Annotated in this window: 23 protein-coding genes and 1 tRNA gene; 21 read left to right on the forward strand and 3 right to left on the reverse strand. The window is 60.4% G+C overall.

All coding sequences use genetic code 11. The features are described from left to right. Positions 1-3 precede the first annotated feature (3 nt). The 9 genes from rsxC to groL all read left to right on the forward strand — a co-directional run bounded on the left by rsxC (position 4) and on the right by groL (position 9,461). Positions 4-1,458: an electron transport complex subunit RsxC gene (rsxC, locus tag ACKTSJ_RS09200; protein ID WP_407899546.1), complete on the forward strand. Its 1,455-nt coding sequence runs from the start codon at positions 4-6 to the stop codon at positions 1,456-1,458. After that, on the forward strand, positions 1,455-2,483 hold the full coding sequence (locus ACKTSJ_RS09205; RefSeq protein ID WP_407899548.1) for an RnfABCDGE type electron transport complex subunit D: 1,029 nt from the start codon (positions 1,455-1,457) through the stop codon (positions 2,481-2,483). The genes rsxC and ACKTSJ_RS09205 overlap by 4 nt, the downstream gene beginning before the upstream one ends. Further along, positions 2,480-3,181, forward strand: a complete 702-nt coding sequence (locus ACKTSJ_RS09210; RefSeq protein ID WP_407899550.1) for an FMN-binding protein — start codon at positions 2,480-2,482, stop codon at positions 3,179-3,181. Before ACKTSJ_RS09205 ends, ACKTSJ_RS09210 begins: the two co-directional genes overlap by 4 nt. Continuing rightward, the gene (rsxE, locus tag ACKTSJ_RS09215) at positions 3,178-3,930 is read left to right on the forward strand and encodes an electron transport complex subunit RsxE (protein WP_407899552.1); all 753 of its coding nucleotides are present in this window, start codon (positions 3,178-3,180) and stop codon (positions 3,928-3,930) included. Before ACKTSJ_RS09210 ends, rsxE begins: the two co-directional genes overlap by 4 nt. After that, positions 3,917-4,507, forward strand: a complete 591-nt coding sequence (locus tag ACKTSJ_RS09220) for an electron transport complex protein RnfA (protein ID WP_407899554.1) — start codon at positions 3,917-3,919, stop codon at positions 4,505-4,507. Before rsxE ends, ACKTSJ_RS09220 begins: the two co-directional genes overlap by 14 nt. Further along, positions 4,504-4,686 carry a chemotaxis protein gene (locus ACKTSJ_RS09225; protein ID WP_407899556.1) on the forward strand — a complete coding sequence of 61 codons (183 nt, stop codon included), beginning with the start codon at positions 4,504-4,506 and terminating at the stop codon, positions 4,684-4,686. The genes ACKTSJ_RS09220 and ACKTSJ_RS09225 overlap by 4 nt, the downstream gene beginning before the upstream one ends. A 98-nt stretch (positions 4,687-4,784) precedes the next feature. Continuing rightward, complete coding sequence (gene ppsA / locus ACKTSJ_RS09230) at positions 4,785-7,154, forward strand: phosphoenolpyruvate synthase (protein ID WP_407899558.1); 2,370 nt, start codon at positions 4,785-4,787, stop codon at positions 7,152-7,154. A 350-nt stretch (positions 7,155-7,504) separates the two neighbouring features. After that, positions 7,505-7,795 carry a co-chaperone GroES gene (gene groES / locus ACKTSJ_RS09235; RefSeq protein ID WP_407899560.1) on the forward strand — a complete coding sequence of 97 codons (291 nt, stop codon included), beginning with the start codon at positions 7,505-7,507 and terminating at the stop codon, positions 7,793-7,795. Positions 7,796-7,823: 28 nt separating this feature from the next. Then, positions 7,824-9,461 (forward strand): chaperonin GroEL, encoded by a 1,638-nt coding sequence (groL, locus tag ACKTSJ_RS09240; RefSeq protein WP_407899561.1) that lies wholly within the window; start codon positions 7,824-7,826, stop codon positions 9,459-9,461. Positions 9,462-9,630: 169 nt separating this feature from the next. On the opposite strand, the gene ACKTSJ_RS09245 is transcribed toward groL, so the two are convergent. Next, positions 9,631-10,227 (reverse strand): OmpW/AlkL family protein, encoded by a 597-nt coding sequence (locus tag ACKTSJ_RS09245; RefSeq protein WP_407899563.1) that lies wholly within the window; start codon positions 10,225-10,227, stop codon positions 9,631-9,633. Positions 10,228-10,398: 171 nt separating this feature from the next. Beyond that, positions 10,399-11,835, reverse strand: a complete 1,437-nt coding sequence (locus ACKTSJ_RS09250; RefSeq protein ID WP_407899565.1) for a M17 family metallopeptidase — start codon at positions 11,833-11,835, stop codon at positions 10,399-10,401. 49 nt (positions 11,836-11,884) lie between these two features. Here ACKTSJ_RS09250 and ACKTSJ_RS09255 point away from each other — a divergent pair, with 49 nt between their 5' ends. The 9 genes from ACKTSJ_RS09255 to xerD all read left to right on the forward strand — a co-directional run bounded on the left by ACKTSJ_RS09255 (position 11,885) and on the right by xerD (position 21,589). Next, on the forward strand, positions 11,885-12,679 hold the full coding sequence (locus ACKTSJ_RS09255; RefSeq protein WP_407899567.1) for a thymidylate synthase: 795 nt from the start codon (positions 11,885-11,887) through the stop codon (positions 12,677-12,679). After that, positions 12,676-13,164, forward strand: coding sequence for a dihydrofolate reductase (locus ACKTSJ_RS09260; RefSeq protein WP_407899569.1), 489 nt, complete (start codon positions 12,676-12,678; stop codon positions 13,162-13,164). Before ACKTSJ_RS09255 ends, ACKTSJ_RS09260 begins: the two co-directional genes overlap by 4 nt. Before the next feature lie 337 nt (positions 13,165-13,501). Next, positions 13,502-14,191, forward strand: coding sequence for a GntR family transcriptional regulator (locus tag ACKTSJ_RS09265; RefSeq protein ID WP_407899571.1), 690 nt, complete (start codon positions 13,502-13,504; stop codon positions 14,189-14,191). A 52-nt stretch (positions 14,192-14,243) separates the two neighbouring features. Beyond that, complete coding sequence (prpB, locus tag ACKTSJ_RS09270; RefSeq protein WP_407899573.1) at positions 14,244-15,134, forward strand: methylisocitrate lyase; 891 nt, start codon at positions 14,244-14,246, stop codon at positions 15,132-15,134. A gap of 172 nt (positions 15,135-15,306) precedes the next feature. Beyond that, entirely contained in the window at positions 15,307-16,455 is a 1,149-nt protein-coding gene (gene prpC / locus ACKTSJ_RS09275; RefSeq protein WP_407899574.1) for a 2-methylcitrate synthase, read from the forward strand. A 114-nt stretch (positions 16,456-16,569) separates the two neighbouring features. Continuing rightward, positions 16,570-18,057, forward strand: coding sequence for a bifunctional 2-methylcitrate dehydratase/aconitate hydratase (locus ACKTSJ_RS09280; protein WP_407899576.1), 1,488 nt, complete (start codon positions 16,570-16,572; stop codon positions 18,055-18,057). Positions 18,058-18,203: 146 nt separating this feature from the next. After that, on the forward strand, positions 18,204-20,093 hold the full coding sequence (locus ACKTSJ_RS09285) for an AMP-binding protein (protein WP_407899578.1): 1,890 nt from the start codon (positions 18,204-18,206) through the stop codon (positions 20,091-20,093). A 151-nt stretch (positions 20,094-20,244) separates the two neighbouring features. After that, a complete protein-coding gene (locus ACKTSJ_RS09290; RefSeq protein ID WP_407899580.1) occupies positions 20,245-20,706 on the forward strand; it encodes a methylated-DNA--[protein]-cysteine S-methyltransferase in 462 nt (153 codons plus the stop codon). Continuing rightward, entirely contained in the window at positions 20,693-21,589 is an 897-nt protein-coding gene (gene xerD, locus ACKTSJ_RS09295; protein ID WP_407899582.1) for a site-specific tyrosine recombinase XerD, read from the forward strand. Before ACKTSJ_RS09290 ends, xerD begins: the two co-directional genes overlap by 14 nt. Here the strand turns inward: xerD and ACKTSJ_RS09300 are convergent. Further along, positions 21,590-21,665, reverse strand: a tRNA-Ala gene (locus tag ACKTSJ_RS09300). Positions 21,666-21,790: 125 nt separating this feature from the next. On the opposite strand from ACKTSJ_RS09300, the gene rpiA reads away from it, so the two are divergent. From rpiA to ppx, 3 genes are all read left to right on the forward strand, one after another. Then, positions 21,791-22,450 carry a ribose-5-phosphate isomerase RpiA gene (rpiA, locus tag ACKTSJ_RS09305; protein WP_407899588.1) on the forward strand — a complete coding sequence of 220 codons (660 nt, stop codon included), beginning with the start codon at positions 21,791-21,793 and terminating at the stop codon, positions 22,448-22,450. 61 nt (positions 22,451-22,511) lie between these two features. Next, complete coding sequence (gene phoU, locus ACKTSJ_RS09310; protein WP_407899584.1) at positions 22,512-23,219, forward strand: phosphate signaling complex protein PhoU; 708 nt, start codon at positions 22,512-22,514, stop codon at positions 23,217-23,219. Positions 23,220-23,238: 19 nt separating this feature from the next. Then, positions 23,239-24,714, forward strand: a complete 1,476-nt coding sequence (gene ppx / locus ACKTSJ_RS09315) for an exopolyphosphatase (protein WP_407899586.1) — start codon at positions 23,239-23,241, stop codon at positions 24,712-24,714. The last annotated feature ends 339 nt before the right edge of the window (positions 24,715-25,053 follow it).

The following is a 25,053-nucleotide window of genomic DNA, read 5'->3' on the forward strand; positions in this document are numbered from 1 at the left end:
ATCATGCGTCTGCAGTTTTTAAGTGAAGCGGGCAATGCAAAGGGGGGGCTACTCTCCCCTGCGCTCTGCGCGCGCCCCTCCTTGGCGGAAGGCGCTTCTGCCTCCCCCTTGCTTGCTTCACTTTTTTCTTTGTTGCCGCGCCGCACCTTCGCGCGCGGCATCCACCCCGCTTCGCACAAGGATGCCCTGGCGCAGCCGATCCGGCGCATGCCGTTCCCGCGCAAGCTGGTGCTGCCGCTGGCGCAGCATATCGGCAAACCGGCCACCCCTCTGGTCGCAGTCGGACAGGAAGTTGTGCGCGGCCAACCCATCGCCAGCGCGAATGGTGCGATGTCATCCCCAATTCATGCGCCCGCCGATGGCGTGGTGGAGGCGATCGCTTTGATGCCCGGCGCACGCGGCGCGTGGGTGCAGTCGATGGTGCTGCATGTGTACGAGGCTTCGCCGCAGGAGGTGCGCTGGAGCGCGCCGCAGGATATCGATGCACTGGATCACGCCCGGCTGATCGCCGCCATCCAGGACATCGGCATGGTGGGCTTGGGCGGTGCCACCTTTCCCAGCCACGCCAAACTCAACGTGCCCGCCAACGTAAAAATCCACACCCTGCTCGTCAACGGTTGCGAATGCGAGCCGTATCTCACCTGCGATTACAAGCTGATGCGCGAATGGCCGCGCGAACTGGTGGCCGGCACGCGTATCGCGATGCGGGCGGCCGGCGCACCGCGCGCCCTCATCGGTGTGGAAGACAACAAGCTCGACGCGCTGGAGGCGATCCGCCCGCATCTGCCGGCCGACGGCAGCATCCGCGTCGAGGCGGTGCAGACCAAATATCCGCAGGGCGCGGAGAAGATGCTGATCAAGTCGCTGCTCGGGCTGGACGTGCCGGCCGGCGGCCTGCCTTCGCAAGTCGGGGTGGTGGTGAACAATGTCGGCACGCTGGCGCTGCTCGGGCGCCTGCTGCCGCGCGGCGAAGGGCTGATCGAACGGGTGGTGACGCTGGCCGGCCCCGGCATCAAAAAACCCGGCGACTACTGGATTCCGCTCGGCACCACAATACGCGACGTGCTGGACTGGGCGGGCGACCCCGCGTGCACCGAGCGCGAGGTCATCCTCGGCGGCCCGATGATGGGGCAGGCGGCGACCTCGCTCGATATTCCGGTGACCAAGGGTACCTCCGGCATCCTGGTGTTCGACCGCCGCATGTTGCAGGCGGTCGGCCGCAACGAGTGGGCATGCATCCATTGCAGCGAGTGCGTCAACGTCTGTCCGATGGGTTTGAACCCGACCCAGCTCGGCATGCTGTCCGCCAAACGCGAGTACGACGAGATGGCCGAACACTATCATCTGGGTGATTGCTTCGAGTGCGGCTGTTGCAGTTACGTGTGCCCCTCGCACATTCCCCTTGTGCAGCAGTTCCGCGCCGCCAAGGCCTTCCTGCGCGAAAGAAAACCGGTATGAGCATCGAGCTGCACGCCTCGCCCCACGTGCACAGCGGCCGCGATGTGCCGACCATCATGCGCCACGTGGTGTACGCGCTGCTACCGGTTTGCGCCTTCTCGGTCTGGCAATACGGGCTGTCGGCGATCGCGCTGATCGTCACCGTCACCCTGTCCTGTCTCGCTGCCGAGCGCATCGCCAACCATCTTTCCGCGACGGCGAACACCCTGTCCGACTGGAGCGCGACCATCACCGGCGTGTTGCTCGCGCTGACCCTGCCGCCCGCTTTCCCGCTGTGGATGGCGGCGGTGGCGGGTTTCACTGCGATCTGGTTGGGCAAGTCGCTGTTCGGCGGACTGGGGCACAATCCGTTCAACCCGGCGCTGGTCGGGCGCGCCTTCGTGCAGGCCGCCTTTCCTGCCGCCATCTCCACCTGGGCGCCGGCCTTCGCCCCGCAACGCTTCACCGAGTTCATCCCGTCCACCCTGACCCTGCCGCTGATGCAGCCGAACGACCTCAGTTCATGGATCGCCGCGGCGACCGTGGACAGTTTCACCGGCGCCACCCCGCTGGCACGCTGGAAATTCGAACATTTCGTCTATCCGGTGCAGGACCTGCTGACCGGCATGTCGAGTTCCTCGGCCGGCGAATCTTCGACCATATTGCTGCTGTTGTGCGGCTTGTATCTGATTGCTCGCCGCTTCATGGATTGGCGCATTCCGGTCGCGGTCATCGGCAGCGCGCTGCTGCTCGCACTGGCCTTCCACCAATTCGATGCACAAGACTATCCGCCGCCCCATCTGGTGCTGCTTTCGGGCGGACTGGTGCTGGGCGCGCTGTTCATGGCAACCGACATGGCCACCTCGCCGGTAACGCCGCGCGCGGTGTGGGTGTACGGCGCGCTGATCGGCACGGTGACCATCGTCATCCGCTATTACGGCGGCCTCACCGAAGGGGTGATGTACGCCATCCTGATCGGCAATGCCGCCGCGCCCCTGCTGGATAAATATCTGCAACCCGGGGTGTTCGGAGCCAAATCGAAATGAGCGAAACGGACAAACTCGCCCCGCCGCCCGCCGACATCACCCCGGGCACGCGCCTGGTCGCCACGCTGGGGCTGGTCACCACGCTCTGCGGCGCGCTGATCGTGGCGGTGTGGCAACTTACGCTTCCCGCCATCGCGGCGAACAAAAAGATCGTGCTGGAGCGCGCGGTGCGCGCACTGGTGCCGGATGCCGCGCGCATCGTCGATTTCGACGCCACGCCGGCCGGCCTCCAGCGCGCCGGCCAGACCCAGGTGTCCGGCGCGGTGCGCTTCCATGCCGCTTACAATGCCGCAGGAGAGTTGCAGGCCATCGCCGCCGAGGGCGGTGCGCGCGGCTATGCGGACACGGTGCGCGTGCTGTACGGCTATCGTCCGGCGTGCGAATGCATCTTCGGCATCCGCGTGATCCAGATGAAGGAAACGCCTGGAATCGGCGACAATGTCGCCAGCGACGCCGACTTCCTCGCCAATTTTGACAGCCTTGATCTGACGCTGGCGGAGGACGGGCAGGGACTGGCGCACGCCGTGCGCGCGGTCAAGCACGGCACCAAGCGTTTTGCGTGGGAGATCGATGCCATCTCCGGCGCAACCATCTCGTCCAAGGCGATCGGGCGCGGCATCAACGACAGTGCGCAGCGTTTGCTGCCGCTGCTGCTGCCCCGGCTGGAGCAAGTAAAAAGCGAGGGAGCCGCGAAGTGAGCACGCGCATGAACCAGCCGACCCATCTGGAACAATTCCTGGAGGGCATCTGGCGTCAGAACCCGGTGTTCGTGATGGTGCTCGGCATGTGTCCGACCCTGGCCGTGACCGTGTCCGGGTTCAACGCGCTGGGGATGGGGCTGGCCACCGTGTTCGTGCTGGTAAGCTCCTGCGCCCTGATCTCCCTGTTGCGCCATTTCGTGCCGAAGGAAGTGCGCATCGCGACGTACATCGTGATCATCGCCACCTTTGTCACCCTGGTCGATTACCTCATCCAGGCAGTCAGCCTCGCCCTGTATGAAGCGCTGGGCGCCTTCATCCAGCTGATCGTGGTGAATTGCATCATCCTCGGCCGCGCCGAAGCGCACGCGGCCAAACACCCCCTGCTGCCCGCCGTGCTCAACGCGCTGGGGATGGGCATCGGTTTCACCCTGGGCCTGCTTGCGCTGGGCAGCGTGCGTGAGATTCTTGGCACCGGCAAACTGTTCGGCTTCAGCCTGTTCGGCGAACATTTCCAGCCGTGGGTGGTGATGGTGCTGCCGCCCGGCGGTTTCTTCGTGCTGGGGGGCTGGCTGTTATTGTTCGCGTGGCTGGCCAAAAGGAGACGTCCGCTTCCGGGGAAACCCTCTCCTCAATCCTCTCCCGCAAGCGGCAGAGGAAGCGAAGGAGAAAGGCCATCGTTGCAGCCTGCGGGGGCGGATGCGGCACTGCGCCGGATGGCCGGAAAAGGAGGCCATGATGGAGCATGAATCGCTGGCACAGATTTTCATCATCACCGTGCTGTCGAGCAACTTCGTGCTGGCGATGTTCCTCGGCCTGTGTCCTTTCCTCGGGGTTTCGGCCAAGCTGGAAACGGCCGTGCCGATGGGCATCGCCACCAGTTTCGTGATGCTGGTCGCCTCGCTTTGCAGCTACGCGCTCAATGTGTTGCTGACCCATTTCGGTCTGGAATTCCTGCGCCTGATCGCCTACATCGTGGTGATCGCGTCCGCCGTGCAACTGGTGGAGATGGTGCTGAAAAAATTCTCGCCGTCGCTGTTCCGCGCGCTGGGCATCTATCTGCCGCTGATCACCACCAACTGCGCCATCCTCGGTGTGGCTTTGTTCCAGACCGCGCGCGGCTACGATCTGGGCCAGGCGGTCGTGTTCAGCCTGGGCGGCGGCACCGGTTTTTCGCTGGCGCTGCTGCTGATGGCAGGGGTGCGCGAACGCCTGAAACTGTCCAACATTCCGGACGTGATGCAGGGCACGGCGCTGGCGCTGATGATGGCCGGCTTACTGTCGCTGGCGTTCATGGGTTTTGGCGGCGTGGGAGTGTCGCGATGACCTACGCGCTGACCATCCTCGTCCTGCTCGCCCTGGTGTTTGCCTGGATCGGCGTGCAGACTGCGGCACGGCAGTATGCCGCGCGTCATCCGGAATTCGGCCTCTTGCGCGAGGACGGCAAGGAAGGCTGCGGCGGTTGTGGCAACCATTGCGCGGGACACTGCGAGCATAAAGGGTAGGTCGGGTTTCACCACAAGGGAGCAATAACCCCTGCGGGGTGACCCGACATGTCGGACTGAAGTCCGACCCACCACATTTTTTAACGAGGGAGAACAACATGCAGCCGTACGTCATTCCATTTGAACGCCTGGGCATCGCCGACATTCCACAGGTCGGGGGCAAGAACGCCTCGCTCGGCGAAATGATCTCGAATTTGAGCTCGTCCGGGGTGCATGTGCCTGGCGGTTTTGCCACCACGGCGCAGGCTTACCGCGACTTTCTGGCGCATGGCGGACTGGACAAGCGCATCGAGGAGAAGCTCTCCAAGCTGGACATCGAGGATGTTTCGGCGTTGGCCGAAGCCGGACGCATTATCCGCAACTGGATCGTGGCAGCGCCGTTGCCCGCGCAACTGGAACAGGAAATCCGCACCCACTACGAAAAGCTGGTTGCCGAAGGTGAAGGCAGCTTCGCGGTGCGCTCCTCCGCCACCGCAGAAGATTTGCCCGATGCTTCGTTCGCCGGACAGCAAGAGACCTTCCTCAACATCCACGGCATCGACAACATCCTGCACGCCATCCGCGAGGTGTTCGCTTCGCTCTACAACGACCGCGCCATCTCCTATCGCGTGCACAAGGATTTCACCCACGCCGATGTCGCCTTGTCGGCCGGCATCCAGCGCATGGTGCGTTCCGACTTGGGCGCATCCGGCGTGATGTTCACCATGGATACCGAATCCGGTTTCCGCGATGCCGTGTTCATCACCTCGTCATATGGGCTGGGCGAGATGGTGGTGCAAGGCGCGGTGAACCCGGACGAGTTCTACGTGCACAAACAGCAACTGGCGGCAGGCTTTCCTGCGGTCATCCGCCGTGGTCTGGGTTCCAAACAGCAACGCATGGTGTTCGACGAGCAGCGCTCCGCGGGGCGTTCATGCCGCGTCGAGCCTGTGCCCGTCGCCGACCAGCGTCGTTTCTCGCTGACCGACGAAGACGTGTTGCAGCTGGCGCGCTACGCCATGTCAATCGAAAAACACTACGGTCGTCCGATGGACATCGAGTGGGGCAAGGACGGTCTCGATGGCAAGCTGTACATCCTGCAAGCGCGCCCTGAGACGGTGAAGTCCAATGCAGCCGCCGGCAGCAGCGAAAAATACCGTTTGCAGCAACGCGGCGACGTGCTGGTGGAAGGGCGCGCCATCGGCCAGAAGATCGGCGCGGGTCGCGTGCGCATCGTCGCCAGCCCGGCCGAAATGGACAAGGTGCAAGCGGGCGATGTGCTGGTCACCGACATGACCGACCCCAACTGGGAGCCGGTGATGAAGAAGGCGTCCGCCATCGTCACCAACCGCGGCGGGCGCACCTGCCATGCCGCCATCATCGCGCGCGAGTTGGGCATCCCCGCCATCGTGGGTTGCGGCCATGCCACCACTGCCTTGCAGGACGGCGAGGAGGTCACGGTCTCGTGTGCCGAGGGCGACACCGGTTTCGTCTATCACGGCAAGCTGCCGTTCGAGGTGGTGGTACATGATGAGGCCGCGTTACCCGCCATTCCCGTCAAGCTGATGCTCAACGTGGGCAACCCCACGCTGGCGTTCGAGTTCGCGCAATTGCCGTCTGCTGGAGTCGGTCTCGCCCGGCTCGAATTCATCATCAACAACCTCATCGGCATCCACCCCAAAGCGGTGCTGGAATACGACAAGCTGCCCGGCAAAATCCACGAGGCCGTGATGCAGCGCGCTGCCGGTTATGCCGATCCGGTCGAGTTCTATGTGGAAAAGATCGCCGAAGGGGTCTCCACCCTGGCGGCGGCGTTCTGGCCGAAGAAGGTCATCGTGCGCCTGTCCGATTTCAAATCGAACGAGTACCGCAAGCTGATCGGCGGCGAACTGTACGAACCCGTGGAAGAGAATCCGATGATCGGCTTCCGTGGTGCTGGGCGTTACGTTGCCGCCAACTTCAGCGACTGTTTCGAACTCGAATGCCGCGCCATGAAGCGGGTGCGCGAAAAGATGGGTTACACCAACGTCGAGCTGATGATCCCCTTCGTGCGTACCGTGGGTGAGGCACGCGAAGTCGTCGCCACCTTGGAGAAGAACGGATTGAAGCGCGGCGTGAATGGCCTGCGTCTCATCATGATGTGCGAGATCCCCTCCAACGCCTTGCTGGCGGAGCAGTTCCTCGAATACTTCGACGGCTTCTCTATCGGCTCCAACGACCTGACGCAACTCACGCTCGGTCTGGATCGTGACTCCAGCCTGGTCGCGGACCGCTTTGACGAGCGCGACGATGCCGTGAAAGCCTTGCTCAAGATGGCCATCGAGACCTGCAACCGCAAGGGTAGATACGTCGGCATCTGCGGCCAGGGTCCCTCCGACCACTTCGACTTCGCACAATGGCTGATGGAGATCGGCATCCAGACCATGTCGCTCAACCCGGACACCTTGCTGGAGACATGGCGCAAGCTGGGGCAGTTCGGGAAGAAGTAAGCACGCCCCGGTAACACGGCTGATGCCCGCTTCCCGCTTTATGCGGGGGCGGGCATTTTCTTCTCAATACTGCTCTACCGATGTTGCAAAAATTTCAACTCAGCCAACCGATAAAGTGGAAACAACTGGACGCTGATTGACATGTTGCACAATCCAGGTGCTCGGTTTTAAACGCACGCCAACAGAAATCCAGTCAAATTGGGCTAATTGGATCGTTGGGGGCTGACACATATTTCGGATGCGCTATTGAAATTACGGATACCAGCCCTTACTATTAGCACTCGCCAGAGTAGAGTGCCAAGCATTCCGCTTTGGTGTTTAAATAACCCATTGGATTTAGGAGAAAAAGCATGAAGATTCGTCCTTTGCATGATCGCGTCATCGTCAAGCGCATGGAGGAAGAGCGCAAAACCGCGTCCGGAATCGTGATTCCCGACGCTGCGGCTGAAAAGCCTGATCAGGGCGAAATCGTTGCGGTCGGCAACGGCAAGATCGGCGACGACGGCAAGGTTCGTCCGATGAACGTCAAAGTCGGCGACAAAGTGTTGTTCGGCAAGTATTCCGGCCAGGCTTTCAAGATGGACGGTGTCGAGCTGCTGCAAATGCGCGAAGACGACATCATCGGCATCATCGAAGCTTGAGCATTCAACGAATTCAGGAGATTAAGACATGGCAGCTAAAGACGTAAAATTCCACGATGCAGCACGCGCCAAGATGGTTTCGGGCGTCAACATTTTGGCCGAGGCAGTTAAGGTCACGCTGGGGCCCAAAGGCCGTAACGTGGTGTTGGAGCGTTCGTACGGCGCTCCGCACATCACCAAGGACGGCGTGTCCGTGGCAAAAGAAATCGAACTGAAAGATAAGTTCGAGAACATGGGCGCACAGATGCTCAAGGAAGTCGCTTCCAAGACATCGGATGTTGCCGGTGACGGAACCACGACAGCGACTGTTCTGGCGCACTCCATTGTGCAGGAAGGCATGAAATTTGTGGCAGCCGGCATGAACCCGATGGATCTGAAGCGTGGGATCGACAAGGCTGTCGTTGCTGCCGTGAGTGAATTGCAGAAGATTTCGAAGCCGTGTGCCACCTCGACCGAAATCGCCCAAGTGGCTTCCATCTCTGCCAATTCTGATGCAAGCATCGGCAAGATCATCGCCGACGCGATGGAAAAAGTCGGGAAAGAGGGTGTCATCACGGTTGAAGATGGCAAGTCTTTGGATAACGAGTTGGACGTCGTCGAAGGGATGCAATTCGACCGTGGCTACCTGTCCCCGTACTTCATCAATAACGCGGATAAGCAGATCGTCGCAATGGATAATCCGTTCATTTTGTTGCACGACAAGAAAATCTCCAACATTCGCGATTTGCTCCCGATCTTGGAACAGGTGGCAAAAGCGGGGCGTCCGCTGCTGATCATCGCTGAAGATGTGGATGGAGAGGCCTTGGCAACCCTGGTGGTGAACAATATCCGGGGCATTCTGAAAACCGTCGCGGTCAAGGCGCCCGGGTTCGGCGATCGACGCAAGGCGATGCTGGAAGACATTGCAGTCCTGACCGGGGGCACCGTGATTGCCGAAGAAGTGGGTCTGACACTGGAGAAGGCCACGCTGGAAGAACTGGGTCAAGCCAAGCGCATCGAAGTTGGCAAGGAAAACACCATCATCGTTGATGGCGCAGGCAAGGAAGATTTGATCCAGTCGCGCATCACCCAGATCAATAAGCAGATCGAAGAATCAACCAGCGATTACGACAAGGAAAAGCTCCAGGAACGCAAAGCCAAGTTGGCGGGCGGCGTTGCGGTCATCAAGGTGGGCGCGGCGACCGAAGTCGAGATGAAAGAGAAGAAAGACCGTGTTGACGATGCCTTGCATGCCACTCGTGCGGCCGTTGAAGAGGGAATCGTGGCGGGCGGCGGCGTTGCGCTGTTGCGTGCCAAGATTGCGGTTGCAACCCTCAAGGGGGACAACCATGACCAGGACGCGGGCATCACCATCGTGTTGCGCGCGATGGAAGCGCCATTGCGCGCCATCGTGGCGAACGCGGGTGATGAGCCCTCTGTAGTCGTCAACAAAGTGCTGGAAAACAAGGGGAACTTCGGCTACAACGCCGCCAGCAGCGAGTACGGCGACATGATGGCGATGGGTGTGGTTGACCCCACCAAGGTGACCCGGACCGCCTTGCAACATGCGGCATCCATCGCAGGTCTGATGCTGACCACGGCTTGCATGGTTGCCGAGTTGCCAGAAGAAAAACCAGCCGGCGGTATGGGCGGTGGTGATATGGGAGGTATGGGCGGCATGATGTAATCGCACCTGCGACGCGATTCGAGTAGGGGATTGCGCGGTGTGCGGGTGCCTGATGTGCCGTAAAGGCACATCGCCCCGTGTGCCATGCATCCGAATCGTGCGCAGGTCTTGCTGACCAATAAAATGGGCGCCCGCGGGCGCCCATTTTATTGCACTTGCGCGTGCGGGTTTAGAACCGATACGTGACGCCGGCGCCGACCGTGATCGGGTTCAGATCAAGCGTGCCGATCGAGCTTCCGCCCGCCTTGACTTTGGTATCCATCTGAATGTACTTGAGGTCCGCGTTGATCCCCCAGTTTTTGTCGAGCATGTAGTCAGCGCCGACTTGAGCGGCCAGACCCAGGCTGGAACTGTCCACGCGTGCCGTTGTGCCCACGTTGCGGCTGCTGAAAATGGTGTAATTCAGGCCCAGACCAACATAGGGTTTGAACGCCCCCAACTCGGTAACGTGGTACTGCAAGAGCAACGAAGGCGGCAAGGCCCGAACCGATCCCAGCTTGGTTCCATCATTCTTGATATCGACACTTTGCGGGGTCGTCAGCACCAGTTCGGCGGCAATGTTCGGGGTAATGAAATAGCTGAAGTCCACTTCCGGAATCCAGCGATTGTCCGCCTCGACATTAATGGGCAAGTTATTTTGACCATTGCTGAAATCGACATACAGCGCGCGCGCGCGAACCATGAACACGCCCTCTTCGGCCTGTACGACCGGAGCCGACAACAGACCTGCGGTAGCCAGCATTGCAACCAGAACCTTATTACGCATAACTCTCTCCCTTTTTTGATTGAACGGAGGCGGCATGTTAACGAGGGCGGGTGTTGGCTAAATTGACAAAAATCAAAAAAATCGCAAAATTTCAAGAGACCACCAGGACACAACCAAGGCGTGCATCACAGGGGCGATTGACGTCCGGAACACACCGTTTGGGGGTGGATTTTAGCGCCCTGCCAGCATCGCCAGTCCCCAGCCCACGCCGAAGCCTGTCACTTCCGTGCCGACCGAGCCCAGCCCGCCCGGACAGCGGCAGGCGGACAAGTCGACGTGCAGCCACGGCGTGTCGTGTTCCACGAAGCGCAACAGGAAACGCGTGGCAAGGATGTGGTCGGCTTCGCCGTCGGGCGAACATTGCTTGATGTCGGCGACTTTGGATTCCAGTTCAGTTTCGTAATCCTCATCCAGCGGAAAGGCACACAGTCGTTCACCGGTCTGCCGACCCGCCTCCACGGCACGCTGCAACAACCCGGCACGGTTGCCCAGCACCCCGGCATAGCGATGTCCCAGCGCAGACTTCATGCTGCCGGTCAGCGTGGCGAAATCCAGCATCAGATCAGGCTTGGCGCGCGACGCGAGGGTGAGCGTGTCGGCCAGCACCATCCTGCCCTCGGCGTCGGTGTGCACGATCTCGATGGTGGTGCCGTTCAGCGCCGTGACGATGTCATTCTGCTTGAATGCGTGGGGGCCGATATGGTTCTGCGCGATGGCCAGCCAGCAGTCGATGTTCAACGGCAATTTTTGTTGGGTCGCGGCCAGCAGGATACCCAGCGCAACCGCCGAGCCGTTCATGTCGGTGTGCATGTTGTACATGGAGCGCGACGGCTTGAGGTTGTGACCGCCGGTGTCGAAGCAGATGCCCTTGCCGACCAGCGCGACCGTTTGCTTCGCCTTCGGGTGCCGGCAGGAAAGATGCACGATGGCCGCATCGTCGCTGTAGCTGCCCTGTGCCACCGCGATGAAGGCACCCGCACCCAGCTTGTGCAGCGCCTTCATGTCGAATTCTTCGTGCTGCCACTTGTTTTCTGTTGCCAGTTTTTTCACCCGTTGCCGGTATGCGCCCGGCGTCAATTCGTTCGGCGGCAGCACGGTGAGTTCGCGGCACAGCAGGTTGCCGGCCGCTTGTGCGCGCAAGGCATCGAACGGCTTTTTGTCCACCTCGCCAATCAGCAAGATTTTCTGCAACGACTTGCGTTCATCCTTCTTCTTGCGCACCGGCAGCAGCGCGCCGTTCACCCACGCTCCGTACACTGCGAGCTCCGCCATGTGCTGGCGCTGCGCGGCATCGCCGTTCACCGCGATGGCGATAACCTTCGGTTGTTCTTCCAGCAGCAACTGCAAGGCTTTGCGTACTTGCGTCTGCAACACGAAAGTGTCCTGGTCAAAGTCCAGCATCGCCCAAGCCACCAGCGTGCCATCCGCCGCGTTCGCCGCAACCGGCGACTTTGCCAATGCATCGGCCTTCATGTCGCGGCGCTTGAGTACGGCAGCGAGCAACGCGCCGTGCGTGACATCCTTGGGAAATGTCTTGGTTTTTGGCAACAGCACCAGCAGGTGGTCGCCGGCATGCTGGGTCTGGGAATAGGTCAGTTGTGCTAGCATTGCGGCCTCGAATTTAGTCAATGAACGCCGCGATTATACGGGCTACCCCATGCGCCAATATCTCGATCTGATGCAGCACGTCCTTACGCACGGGACAAAGAAATCCGACCGCACCGGCACCGGCACCACCAGCGTGTTCGGCTACCAGATGCGCTTCAATTTGCAGGAAGGTTTTCCGCTGGTCACCACCAAGAAGTGCCACCTGAAATCCATCATCCATGAGCTGCTGTGGTTCCTGCAGGGCAGCACCAACATCAAATATCTCAAGGATAACGGCGTCAAAATTTGGGACGAATGGGCGGACGAACAGGGCAATCTCGGCCCGGTGTACGGCAAGCAATGGCGCTCTTGGCAGGCCATTGACGGTCGCGTCATCGATCAAATCAAAGTCGCGGTGGAACAAATCAAGAACAATCCCGATTCGCGCCGCATCATCGTCTCGGCGTGGAACGTGGGCGAGCTGGACCAGATGGCGCTGGCGCCCTGCCACGCCTTCTTCCAGTTCTACGTGGCCGATGAAAAATTATCCTGCCAGCTCTACCAGCGCAGCGCCGACATCTTCCTCGGCGTGCCGTTCAACATTGCTTCCTACGCGCTGCTGACCCTGATGATGGCACAGGTGTGCGATTTGCAGCCCGGCGACTTCGTGCACACCTTCGGCGACGCGCACCTTTATTCCAACCATCTGGAACAGGCAGCAACGCAACTGTCGCGCGAACCGCGCGCGCTGCCGACCATGAAGATCAATCCCGATGCAAAAGACATCTTCGGCTTCAAATTCGAGGATTTCACCCTGGAAGGCTACGACCCGCACCCCGCCATCAAGGCACCGGTCGCGGTATGAGCAAGCTCTCGCTCATCGTCGCGATGGCGCAGAACCGCACCATCGGCATCAACAACTCACTGCCCTGGCGCTGCCCGGAAGATTTGAAACATTTCAAGGCGCTGACCATGGGGCACCACCTGATCATGGGACGCAAGACCTTTGACTCCATCGGCAAGCCGTTGCCGGGGCGCACCACGGTGGTGGTCACCCGCGATCGGAATCTGAAGATTGAAGGATGCCTGATCGCGCATTCACTGCCAGAAGCGGTCGCGGCCTGCACCGACGATCCTGAAATTTTTATCGTTGGCGGCGCCGACATCTATGCGCAATCCCTGAATCTGGCGGACACGCTTTACATTACCGAGATCCAGCAGGCGGTCGAAGGGGATGCCCGCTTCCCCGACTTCGACAAAAACGCATGGGCGGAATCTTCGCGCGAGATTCGCTCGCAAACCGTACCGCAGCCGCTGGACTACCACTTCGTCACCTACCGCAGAAGGTAACCGAATGTGGTCTGAATTTAACCCGACAAGGGGTTGAATCCTCCTGCCGCGTCGGACTGAAGTCCGACCCACAAACCCCTGCTGCTTTCTGTGGGTCGGGTTTTAACCCGACAGAGGGTTGAATCCTCCTGCCGTGTCAGACCGGGAGCTGCGACCGGTTACTGCGTAGCAGCCGCTCGCCCCGCAACACTGCCAACCCCCCCAATTTCTTCATTTTGTGCGCTTCCTACCTTCGCTCCGGAATACCATTTTTGTCGACATAAGTTAGATTACTTGCACTTATTGCTTATTTTGGTGCTAGGATTTCATTACTTTGTCGACAATCTAGGATGTATCCATGCTGATTGACGCAACAAAACCCGGCACCTTGTCCGATCTCGCCACGCGCCGCCTGGCGCACAGCATCGTGACAGGCGAACTGGCACAAGGACAGAAGCTGAACGAGGCGGAGCTTGCCGAAAGTTTTGGCATGGGGCGCGGCCCGTTGCGCGAAGCCTTGCGCCACCTCGAAGGCATGCGTCTGGTAAAGCGCATCCCCAACGTCGGCGCCCGCGTGGTGGTGTTGGATCGCCAGACCCTCTCCGATCTGTATGGTGTGCGCGAAGCGCTGGAAGGCATGGCCTGCCGTATTGCAGCCACGCAGATGACCGATGCGGAAATATTCCAACTGGGCAAGCTGCTCGACCAGCACGAAGCACAAATCAAAAAAACAGACGGCAAAGTCTATTCGCAGAGCGAGGGCGACCTTGATTTCCATTACCAGATCGCGCGCGGTAGCCGCAACCAGATGCTGATGGACCTGCTCGGCAACGAACAATACCAACTGCTGCGGATGTGCCGCTACCGCACCAGCCGCAAGGCCGCCCGCACCAAACCCGCATTGCAACAGCACCGCCAGATCGTCGCCGCACTGGAACAGCGCGACGGCGAACTGGCTGAGCTGCTGATGCGCCGCCATATCCAGGGGGCGTGGAAAAGCATCAGCGAAATGATTGATGAAGAAGAGGCGAGTCAGACTTCAGCCTGACAAACAGCGTCGGGTTGAAACCCGACCCACAAAAGAAAGAAAGGAAACACCCATGCATACCTCCAGCACTCCGGGCAACAAACTGCGCCAGGCAATCAAAGAGAACTCACCTTTGCAAGTCGTCGGCGCCGTCACCGCCTACTGCGCCATCCTTGCGGAAAAAAGCGGGCACAAGGCGCTGTATCTTTCCGGCGGCGGCGTGGCAGCTTCTTCGCTCGGCATTCCCGACCTCGGCATCACGACCTTGCATGACGTGTGCGAGGACACGCGCCGCATCACGGCGGTCAGCAATTTGCCCTTGCTGGTGGACATCGACACCGGCTGGGGCGGCGCCTTCAATATCGCGCGCGCCACACGCGAGGTGGCGCAGGCCGGCGCGGCCGGTTTCCACATCGAAGACCAGGTGATGCAGAAACGTTGCGGCCACCGCCCGAACAAGGCAATCGTCAGCCAGGACGAGATGGCGGACCGGATCAAGGCGGCGGTGGACGCGCGCGTGGACAGCAGCTTCGTCATCATGGCGCGCACCGACGCGCTGGCGGTGGAAGGCATGCAATCAGCCATCGAGCGCGCACAGGCCTGCGTCGAAGCAGGTGCGGACATGATCTTCCCCGAGGCGATTACCACGCTGGAGCAATATGCAGAATTCACCCGCGCGGTGAATGTCCCGGTGCTGGCCAACATCACCGAGTTCGGCGCAACGCCGATTTTCAATACGACGGAGCTGGCGGGCGTGGGGGTGAAGCTGGTGCTGTATCCGCTGTCGGCCTACCGCGCCATGAGCAAGACGGCGCTGAAGGTGTATCAGCACATCCTCGCCGACGGCTCGCAACAAAACGTCATCGCCGACATGCAGCCGCGCATGGAGCTTTACGACTATCTCGGCTATCACAAATTCGAGCAGCAGCTCGACCGCCTGTTTGCCGAGAAGGGGGCAGAATGATTCAGAGGATTCCCCCATCCCAACCCTTCCCCCGGAGGGAGAAGGGCTTTGCATTGCTTTGCTTCCCTCTCCCATCGGGGGAGGGACTGAGGGTGGGGGAACAATTGAAATCACAACTCCACCCTGAATTTGAAAAGTATGACCAAATGAATTTTATTTAAGGGAGCGCAACATGGCAGAAGAATCAACCCTACCCAAGCCCAAGAAATCGGTCGCCCTTTCCGGCACCGTGGCCGGCAACACCGCGATCTGCACCGTGGGTCGCACCGGCAACGACCTGCACTATCGCGGCTATGACATTCTTGATTTCGCCGAGCAGGCGGAGTTCGAAGAGATCGCGCATCTGCTGATCCACGGCAACTTGCCCACCGCTGCCGAGCTGAAAGCCTACAAGAAAAAATTAAGATCACTACGCAGTCTGCCGCAAGCCGTGAAGCAGGCGCTGGAAGCTTTGCCCGCCAACGCGCACCCGATGGACGTGATGCGCACCGGTTGCTCGGTGCTGGGCACGGTGGAACAGGAATCCGAAAAACACGATCCCGCCCAAACGCGGGAGATCATCGACCGCCTGCTGGCCTGCTTCGGTTCGATGCTGGTGTATTGGCATCACTTCAGCACTTCCGGCAAACGCATCGCCGTGGAGACGGACGACGATTCCATCGGCGGGCACTTCCTGCATCTGTTGCATGGCACGCCACCCAAAGCTTCCTGGGTGCGCGCAATGCACACCTCGCTCATCCTGTACGCCGAGCACGAGTTCAACGCCTCCACCTTCACCGCGCGCGTGATCGCGGGTACCAATTCCGACATCTACTCCTGCATCACCGGCGCCATCGGCGCCTTGCGCGGGCCGAAGCACGGCGGCGCCAACGAAGAAGCGTTCCGCATCCAGAGCCGCTACCAAAGTGCCGACGAAGCGGAAGCCGACATCCGCGCACGGGTGGGACGCAAGGAAATCGTCATCGGCTTCGGCCATCCGGTGTACACCATCTCTGACCCGCGCAACGAAGTGATCAAACGCGTGGCAAAGAAATTATCCGAAGAAAACGGCAACACGCTGATGTTCGACATCGCCGCCCGGCTGGAGTCGGTGATGTGGGACTTGAAGAAGATGTTCCCGAATCTGGATTGGTTCTCTGCCGTGTCGTACAACCAGATGGGCGTGCCCACCAACATGTTCACCCCGCTGTTCGTGATCTCGCGCGTCACCGGCTGGGGCGCGCACGTGATGGAACAGCGCGCCGACGGCAAGATCATCCGCCCCAGCGCGAACTATGTCGGGCCGGAAAACCTGGCCTGGGTGCCGATCGAGAAGCGTTAACAGGTCATGGTTTTGTGGCCAATTGTAGGTCGGGTTTCAACCCGACATCGCCCTTCATCCGGCTTGATGTCGGACTGAAGTCCGACCCACACAATACTGATAAAGGAAAGATGCATGAGCGCCAATGTAGAAATGAACAACCGCCCCGCGCCTGACCAGGTGCTGGTGGACATCGCGAAATATGTATGCAGCTTCGACATCAAATCCAGCGAATCCTACGACACCGCGCGCAACTGTCTGATCGACACGCTGGGCTGCGGCCTGCTGGCGCTGCGTTTCCCCGAGTGCACCAAGCATCTGGGTCCCCTCGTTCCCGGCACCACGGTGCGCCACGGCGCGCGCGTGCCCGGCACGTCGCACGAGCTCGATCCGGTCAAGGCGGCGTGGGACATCGGCGCGATGGTGCGCTGGCTGGATTACAACGACACCTGGCTGGCCGCCGAGTGGGGCCATCCTTCCGACAATTTGGGCGGCATCCTCGCCGTGGCGGATTACCTGTCGCGTTGCCGCGCGGCCGAGGGCAAGCCCGCGCTGACCGTGCGCGAAGTGCTCACCGCGATGATCAAGGCGCACGAGATTCAGGGCGTGCTGGCGCTGGAGAACAGTTTCAACCGCGTCGGTCTGGATCACGTGGTGCTGGTTAAGGTCGCGTCCGCCGCTGTCGTAACACGCATGCTCGGCGGCAGCGAGGCGCAGGTGATCGATGCAGTTTCGCAAGCTTTCGTCGATGGACAGTCGCTGCGCACCTATCGCCATGCACCCAACGCCGGCTCGCGCAAGTCCTGGGCTGCGGGCGATGCCACTTCGCGCGCGGTGCGCCTTTCGATGATGACGATGGCGGGCGAGATGGGCATCCCCGGCGTGCTGACCGCGCCGCAATGGGGCTTCTACGATGTTCTGTTTTCCAAGACCAACAAGGATCAGAAAATCAAGCCGGAAGCGGAGCGCAAGTTCGCGCTGAACCAGCCCTACGCCAGCTATGTGATGGAAAATATCTTGTTCAAGATTTCCTTTCCCGCCGAGTTCCATTCGCAGACGGCGTGCGAAGCGGCGGTGCGCCTGCATCCTTTAGTCAAAGACAGACTGAAGGATATCCAGAAGATCGTCATCACCACCCACGAGTCGGCCATCCGCATCATCTCCAAGGTCGGCCCGCTGGCGAATCCCGCCGACCGCGACCACTGCATCCAGTACATGGTGGCGGTGCCGCTGGCCTTCGGCGACCTGGTGGCGGAGCACTACGAGGACAGCTTCCATGCTGCCAATCCCATCATCGACGAACTGCGCGGCAAGATGGAAGTGGTGGAAGATGCCCGCTACACGCGCGAATACCTGGAAGCCGACAAGCGTTCCATCGCCAACGCCATCCAGGTGTTCTTCAAGGACGGCAGCAGCACGGAAAAAGTCGCGGTGGAATATCCCATCGGCCACCGCCGCCGCCGCGCCGAGGGCATCCCGGTGCTGGAGCAGAAGTTCCTCGACAATCTGCGCACCCGCTTCCCCGAGGCGCGCTGCCAGCAGATCATGGCGCTGTGCCTGGACAAGCAGAAACTGGAAGCAACGCCGGTCAACGAGTTCGTGGAGATGTTCTGTATCAATTGAAATTAACCACGTCATTCCGGCGCAGGCCGGAATCCAGTGGTTTTTTTCAACATGCCTTTGGGGGTTGTCCTTGCTACGCAAGGTCATTATTTGATTGACTGGATTCCGGCCTGCGCCGGAATGACGAAAACGAAGGAGGAGTCGAGATGAGCTACCAGACCGAGTATGACCGTTCGATGAAAGACCCCGAGGGATTTTGGGGAGACCAGGCCAAGTTGCTCCCGTGGTACAAATTCCCGCAGCAGATATTGAGCAAGGACGCCGACGGCATCGGCCACTGGTTCGCCAACGGCGAGATGAACACCTGCTACATGGCGCTCGATCATCACGTGAAGAACGGACGCGGCGCGCAGACCGCGATCATCTATGACTCTCCCGTCACCGACACCAAGAAGCAGATCAGCTATGCGGAGCTGACCGACCAGGTCGCGCGCACCGCCGGGATGCTGGCCGACCTCGGCGTGGTCAAGGGCGACCGCGTCATCATCTACATGCCGATGATTCCGGAAGCCGTGATTTCAATGCTGGCCGTGGCACGGTTGGGTGCCATCCACTCGGTGGTGTTCGGCGGTTTCGCGCCGCCGGAACTGGCGCTGCGCATCGACGACGCTGCGCCCAGGGTCATCCTCACCGCTTCTTGCGGCATCGAGGTGAAGAAGGTCATCGAGTACAAGCCGCTGGTGGACAAGGCGATTGAACTGGCGAAACACAAACCGCAGAGCGTGGTCATCTTGCAGCGCCCGCAATGTGCCGCCACACTCGTCGCGGGGCGCGACCACGACTGGTCAGCGTTGCTGGAAAAATCGAAAGCGGTCGGCTGCACGCCGGTCAAAGGCAGCGACCCGCTGTACATTCTCTACACCTCCGGCACCACCGGCAAACCCAAAGGCGTGGTGCGCGAAAACGGCGGCCATGCGGTGGCGCTCAACTACAGCATGAAGGCGATCTACAACGTGGAGCCCGGCGATGTGTACTGGGCCGCTTCGGACGTGGGCTGGGTGGTGGGCCACTCCTACATCGTCTATGGGCCGCTGCTACATGGCTGCACCACGATAGTCTATGAAGGCAAACCGATCATGACGCCGGACGCGGGCGCGCTGTGGCGCGTGATCTCGGAGTACAACGTGAAGTCGTTCTTCACCGCGCCGACTGCTTTCAGAGCGGTGAAGAAGGAAGACCCCGACGCGAAACTGATGGCGCAATACGATCTGTCGAAATTGCAGGTCATCTTCTCTGCAGGCGAGCGCCTCGACCCGCCGACGCAGGAATGGTTGAGCGAAAAGAGCGGCAAGACCGTGGTCGATCACTGGTGGCAGACCGAGACCGGCTGGGGCATCACCGCCAACCTGTGGGGCGTGGAGCCGAAGCCGGTCAAGTTCGGCTCTTCGACACTGCCCACGCCCGGCTTCGATGTGCGCATCCTGGACGAGAGCGGCAAGCAGATGGCGCGCAACGAACAGGGCTACATCGCCATCAAATTGCCGTTGCCGCCCGCCTGCATGAACCGCATCTGGGGCGACGACAACAAATTCCGCGAAAGCTACCTGCAATTCCTGCCCGGCTACTACACCACCGGTGATGGCGGCTACATCGATGACGATGGCTACGTGTTCGTGATGGGACGCGTGGACGATGTCATCAACGTGGCGGGCCATCGTCTTTCCACCGGCGAGATCGAGGAAGTGGTGGCCGCGCATCCGGCGGTGGCCGAGTGCGCGGTCATCGCGCGCGACGACGATCTCAAGGGTCAGGTGCCGATGGGGCTGGTGGTGCTGAAATCCGGCGTGAACATTGACGAAGCAATGCTGCAAAAAGAACTGGTCAACCGCGTGCGCGAAGCCATCGGTGCCATCACCTGCTACAAGGACTCGGTCATCCTGAAACGCCTGCCCAAGACCCGCTCCGGCAAGACCCTGCGCAAGACGCTGAATGGCATCGTCAACGGCAAGCCCTACACCGTGCCCTCCACCATCGACGACCCGGGCGTCATCCCGGAAATCATCGAGACGTTGCGGGGCAAGAAATTGATCAGCTGACGCTTCATGGACGGTGAGGGCCGCTCAAAATTCGTATTCGGCCTGCACGGTATGTCAAGCTCAAGGGCGTTGTTGAATCCAGTCGCCTGCGTTTGTCGAAAGTGAGTGACTACGCGACTCTCGTCGTTTTCATTTCCGCTATCATGCGCCCATGACATTCCAAGCCATCATCGCTGCGCCTTTCGGCAAGCTCGCCATCCGTTGTTCGGATGAGGATCTGTTGGGTGTCGAGTTCGTCTCTTCGCACATGAAGGCGTTAGCGCCCGCCAGCCCGATGGCGCAGGAGATTTGCGATCAGTTGTCAGCTTATTTTGCCGATGCGAGTTTCGAGTTCGACCTACCTTTCACGCTTGACGGTACGCATCACCAGTGTCTGGTGTGGCAGGCGATGCTGGACATCCCGCGCGGTGAGACGGTGACCTACGGCGAGCTGGCGAAGCGGATAGGCTCCAGTGCGCGTGCGGTCGGCCAGGCGTGCGGCAACAATTCCATTCCCATCATCATTCCTTGTCATCGTGTGGTGGGCAAGAATGGCCTTGGAGGTTTCATGCATCGCGGGGATGAAGATGCATTGAACATCAAACGGTGGCTGCTGGCCCATGAGCGACGCTGAGCTGCTGGACGAATTCAGCGACGCGCTGTGGTTGGAGGATGGCTTGTCGCGCAACACGCTGGAAAGTTACCGGCGCGATCTGGACAAATTTTCGGTTTGGTTGGCGCAATGTCATGAGGGCGGATTACTGTCAGCCACGCACGCTGACCTCCAGGATTTTCTGGCCTATCTGTATCAGGGGCAGAAAGCCAAGGCGACTTCGACCTCGCGCGCCATCTCCAGTCTCAAGCGCCTGTTCCGCTACCTGCTCCGTCAGAACAAGATCACGACCGATCCTACTTTGCAAATCGCCACACCGAAGTTGCCGCGCAGTCTGCCCAAAAGCCTGACCGAGGAAGATGTCGAGCTGCTGTTGAACGCCCCCGATGTGCAGACGCCGCTGGGCATGCGCGACCGCACCATGCTGGAAGTGCTGTATGCCAGCGGCCTGCGCGTATCCGAACTGGTCGGCTTGCTCATTATGCAAGTCAGTCTCAACGAAGGGGTGGTCCGGGTGATGGGCAAGGGCAGCAAGGAACGCCTGGTTCCGCTGGGCGAGGAAGCGCTGGACTGGGTCAGGCGTTACCTCGCGGAAGCACGCCCGGTTTTGCTCGCCGGAAAGTTGACCGACGCCCTGTTCGTCACGCATCGCGGTGAAGGCATGACGCGGCAGATGTTCTGGTATCTGATCAAAAAGCACGCCAGGCAGGGCGGCATGGACAAACCCTTGTCGCCGCACACGCTGCGCCATGCCTTCGCCACCCACCTGCTGAATCACGGCGCCGACCTGCGCGTGGTGCAGATGCTGCTGGGACATTCGGATATCTCAACCACGCAGATCTATACGCACGTGGCCAGGGAAAGATTGAAGAAACTGCATGCGATGCACCATCCAAGAGGATAGTGGTGGAGGTGATCAGGATCGAACTGACGACCTTCTGATTGCGAACCAGACGCTCTCCCAACTGAGCTACACCCCCACGGCAGGCGCGCATCCTAAATGGAAAAGCGGAGTTTGGGAAGGGCGAGTGTTTCTAAACGGAAGAATTCCTGCAATAATCGGGCGCACGACCGGAATTTATTACGCAGAGGTTACCTTATGAGCATGACTCAAGACGATATGAAACGCGCGGTCGCCCAGGCGGCGATTGCCTATGTGCCCAATGATTGCATTGTGGGGGTGGGGACCGGTTCCACCGCCAACTTCTTCATCGACGAGCTGGCCAAGATCAAGGGCAAGATCCGCGGCGCGGTGGCGAGCTCGGAAGCTTCGACCAAGCGCTTGCAGGGGCACGGGATCGAGGTGCTGTCGCTGAACGATGCGGGCGATCTGCCGGTGTATGTGGACGGCGCGGACGAAATCACGCGCCACATGCATATGACCAAGGGCGGCGGAGGCGCGCTGACGCGTGAAAAGATTGTCGCGGCGGCGAGCCGGAAATTCGTTTGTGTGTGCGACGCCAGCAAGCTGGTGGATGTGCTGGGCAAGTTCCCGCTGCCGATCGAAGTGATCCCGATGGCGCGCAGCTACATCGCGCGCGAGGTGGTCAAGCTCGGCGGCCAGCCGAAGCTGCGCGAGGGGTTCGTCACCGACAACGGCAACGTCATCCTGGACGTGCACAATCTCAAGATCATGAATCCGGTCGAGCTGGAAACCCTGCTCAACCAGTTGCCCGGCGTGGTCACCAACGGGCTGTTCGCGCGTCGCGGGGCCGATGTCCTGCTGCTCGGCACGCCTCAGGGTGTGCAGACGCTGACGGCGTAACAAAGATTTAACCGCGGCAAACTAGCATTCAGTATTTATTGACCTCATCCGGAAGAAAAAAATGGCCAACAGCGAACACACCTCAAAACAATTCGATGCCGAACTGGAGGCGGTGCGCGCGCGCGTATTGCAAATGGGCGGCCTGGTCGAGAGCCAGATCCGCCTGGCCGTCGATTCGCTGGTCAATGGCGATGTCGCGCTGATGACCCGGGTGATCGAGGACGACCATCGGGTGAATGCGATGGAAGTCGAGATTGACGAGAGCTGCAACCACATTCTGGTGCGGCGCCAGCCGGCGGCGGGCGACTTGCGAATGGTGATGACGGTGATCAAGACCATCACCGACCTGGAGCGCATCGGCGACGAGGCGGAAAAGATCGCGCGCATGGCGAAACTGCTGTCGCAGAAGGAGCGCCTGCATTTGCCGCGCTATAACGAGATCAAGCGCGCCTCCGAAATCGCGCTCGACATGTTGCACAAGTCACTGGACGCCTTTGCGCGGCTGGATCTGGCCACCGCGGCGACGGTGGTGCGCCAGGACGAGCTGGTGGATGAGGAATTCCGTTCCATCATGCGGTATCTGATCACGTTCATGATGGAAGACCCGCGCACCATTTCCACTTCGCTGGAGATTCTGTTCGTGGCGAAGGCGATCGAGCGCATCGGCGACCATGCCAAGAACATGTCCGAGTATGTGGTGTACATGGTCAAGGGGCGCGACGTGCGCCATGTGACCGTCGAGGAAATCGAGCGCGAAGTCAAACAGTAATTCGCCGCCGACCATTCCCGTGCAACAACCGCTCATTGCCGCCGTTGACCTGGGCTCGAACAGCTTCCGATTGCAGGTTGCGCGGGTGGTGGACGACCAGCTTTATATGCTGGATGGGCTGCGCGAGTCGGTGAGACTGGCATCCGGACTGGACGAAGACAAGATGCTGGATGCGGCCGCGCAGCAACGCGGTTTGTCCTGCCTGGAAAAGTTCGGGGAGCGTTTGCGCGGTTTGCCGCCCGAGGCGGTGCGCGCGGTGGGCACCAATTCGTTGCGGGTCGCCAAAAATGCGCCGGAATTCCTCAAACAAGCCGAGCGCGCCCTCGGCTTTCCCATCGAAGTCATCGCCGGACGGGAAGAGGCGCGCCTGATTTACCTGGGTGTCGCCCAGGGATTGCCGCGTACCGATGAACGCCGGATGGTGATGGATATCGGCGGGGGTTCGACCGAATTCATCATCGGCCAAGGGTTGCAGCCCGCGCAGTTGGAAAGTCTGTACATGGGCTGCGTCAGTTTCAGCACGCGCTATTTTGCCGACGGCAAGATATCCAAATCCGGTCTCAAACAGGCCGAGTTTGCCGCCCGCAACGAATTGCAAACGATTGTGGCCGATTACTCCGCCGAACATTGGGATGTGGTGCTGGGGTCGTCCGGGAGCGCGCGCGTGATTTGCGACATCCTGGAGCAAAACGGATACAGTAATGGAGGCATCACGCGGGAGGGACTGGAAAAGCTGCGCGCACAATTGCTGAAGGCCGGAGATGTGAACAGGCTGGAACTGCAAGGTCTGAAGCCGGAACGGATCCCCGTGTTGCCCGGCGGCTTCGCGATCATGTACGCGGCATTCTGTGAGCTCGGGATTGCGCACATGAAGCCGGCGCTGGGGGCGCTGCGCGAAGGCGTGCTGTATGACCTGCTCGGCCGCTTCACCCACAACGATATGCGCGAAGCGACCGTCCGTGAGTTCATGCGTCGCTACCATGTAGCCCCCAAACAGGCCGCGCGCGTCGCCGAACTGGCGGTCTTGCTTGCCCGCCAGTTTCTGGCCGAACAGCTGGACGAGGTGACCGAACAGTATTTGCAATGGGCTGCCCGGCTGCACGAGATCGGGATCAGCGTCGCGCACAGCGGCTACCACAAGCATTCAGCCTACATCCTGGCCAATGCCGACATGCCCGGGTTCTCCAGCAAAGAGCAGATGCGCCTGAGTTTCCTGGCCCTCGCGCATCGCGGCGGATTGGAGAAACTGCGTTCCCAGATTCGCGAGGCGCAGGACTTTGCGCTCGTGATGTCCCTGCGTTTGGCGACCCTGCTTTGCCGCAATCGCAGCGCGGCGGTACTGCCCCGGCTGACAGGCCGCTTCAGCGGGACGAAATTCTACTTGTCGCTGGAGGAAGGGTGGTTGGCGCAAAATCCCCTGACCGAAACCGCGTTGCAGGCGGAAGCAAAGCAGTGGAAGGCGCTGGGTGTCAGCGTCCAAGTCGGCGAAGAATGAAGGGAACCTCTATAAATTCATTTTGCGGGCGAATCGCGGTGTCGCGTGCTCGCTCATTCCTCGCCTATCCATTTGATATGTCTCGTCATTCGCTGCGCGGCTCCTTGCGCTTCATCCCGTAAAAGTGAATTTCTAGAGGTTCCCTGAAATTTTGTTCCGCCGCGCCAGCGGCAAGTTGCAGTGAGGGCTAATGCGCGTAGCACGTTACGCCGTAACGAAAGTCCGGGTTCGCGGACGTTCTGCACCCCCCATGCTAAACTACACAACGAAGCTGGCCAGACAGTCGCTGCGTGCCTTGTTGCACGGAGAGGACAACGAAGTTGCAGTGAAGACTCATGC

Origin of the sequence: Ferrigenium sp. UT5, assembly GCF_045866295.1 — a bacterium.
Lineage (GTDB): Bacteria > Pseudomonadota > Gammaproteobacteria > Burkholderiales > Gallionellaceae > Sideroxyarcus.

Bases quoted from the DNA above. Each gene is read 5' to 3' on its own strand.
- rsxC (WP_407899546.1), top strand. From the start codon at position 4: ATGCGTCTGCAGTTTTTAAGTGAAGCGGGCAATGCAAAGGGGGGGCTA.
- ACKTSJ_RS09205 (WP_407899548.1), top strand. From the start codon at position 1,455: ATGAGCATCGAGCTGCACGCCTCGCCCCACGTGCACAGCGGCCGCGAT.
- ACKTSJ_RS09210 (WP_407899550.1), top strand. From the start codon at position 2,480: ATGAGCGAAACGGACAAACTCGCCCCGCCGCCCGCCGACATCACCCCG.
- ACKTSJ_RS09220 (WP_407899554.1), top strand. From the start codon at position 3,917: ATGATGGAGCATGAATCGCTGGCACAGATTTTCATCATCACCGTGCTG.
- ACKTSJ_RS09225 (WP_407899556.1), top strand. From the start codon at position 4,504: ATGACCTACGCGCTGACCATCCTCGTCCTGCTCGCCCTGGTGTTTGCC.
- ppsA (WP_407899558.1), top strand. From the start codon at position 4,785: ATGCAGCCGTACGTCATTCCATTTGAACGCCTGGGCATCGCCGACATT.
- groES (WP_407899560.1), top strand. From the start codon at position 7,505: ATGAAGATTCGTCCTTTGCATGATCGCGTCATCGTCAAGCGCATGGAG.
- groL (WP_407899561.1), top strand. From the start codon at position 7,824: ATGGCAGCTAAAGACGTAAAATTCCACGATGCAGCACGCGCCAAGATG.
- ACKTSJ_RS09245 (WP_407899563.1), bottom strand. From the start codon at position 10,227: ATGCGTAATAAGGTTCTGGTTGCAATGCTGGCTACCGCAGGTCTGTTG.
- ACKTSJ_RS09250 (WP_407899565.1), bottom strand. From the start codon at position 11,835: ATGCTAGCACAACTGACCTATTCCCAGACCCAGCATGCCGGCGACCAC.
- ACKTSJ_RS09255 (WP_407899567.1), top strand. From the start codon at position 11,885: ATGCGCCAATATCTCGATCTGATGCAGCACGTCCTTACGCACGGGACA.
- ACKTSJ_RS09260 (WP_407899569.1), top strand. From the start codon at position 12,676: ATGAGCAAGCTCTCGCTCATCGTCGCGATGGCGCAGAACCGCACCATC.
- ACKTSJ_RS09265 (WP_407899571.1), top strand. From the start codon at position 13,502: ATGCTGATTGACGCAACAAAACCCGGCACCTTGTCCGATCTCGCCACG.
- prpB (WP_407899573.1), top strand. From the start codon at position 14,244: ATGCATACCTCCAGCACTCCGGGCAACAAACTGCGCCAGGCAATCAAA.
- prpC (WP_407899574.1), top strand. From the start codon at position 15,307: ATGGCAGAAGAATCAACCCTACCCAAGCCCAAGAAATCGGTCGCCCTT.
- ACKTSJ_RS09280 (WP_407899576.1), top strand. From the start codon at position 16,570: ATGAGCGCCAATGTAGAAATGAACAACCGCCCCGCGCCTGACCAGGTG.
- ACKTSJ_RS09285 (WP_407899578.1), top strand. From the start codon at position 18,204: ATGAGCTACCAGACCGAGTATGACCGTTCGATGAAAGACCCCGAGGGA.
- ACKTSJ_RS09290 (WP_407899580.1), top strand. From the start codon at position 20,245: ATGACATTCCAAGCCATCATCGCTGCGCCTTTCGGCAAGCTCGCCATC.
- xerD (WP_407899582.1), top strand. From the start codon at position 20,693: ATGAGCGACGCTGAGCTGCTGGACGAATTCAGCGACGCGCTGTGGTTG.
- rpiA (WP_407899588.1), top strand. From the start codon at position 21,791: ATGACTCAAGACGATATGAAACGCGCGGTCGCCCAGGCGGCGATTGCC.
- phoU (WP_407899584.1), top strand. From the start codon at position 22,512: ATGGCCAACAGCGAACACACCTCAAAACAATTCGATGCCGAACTGGAG.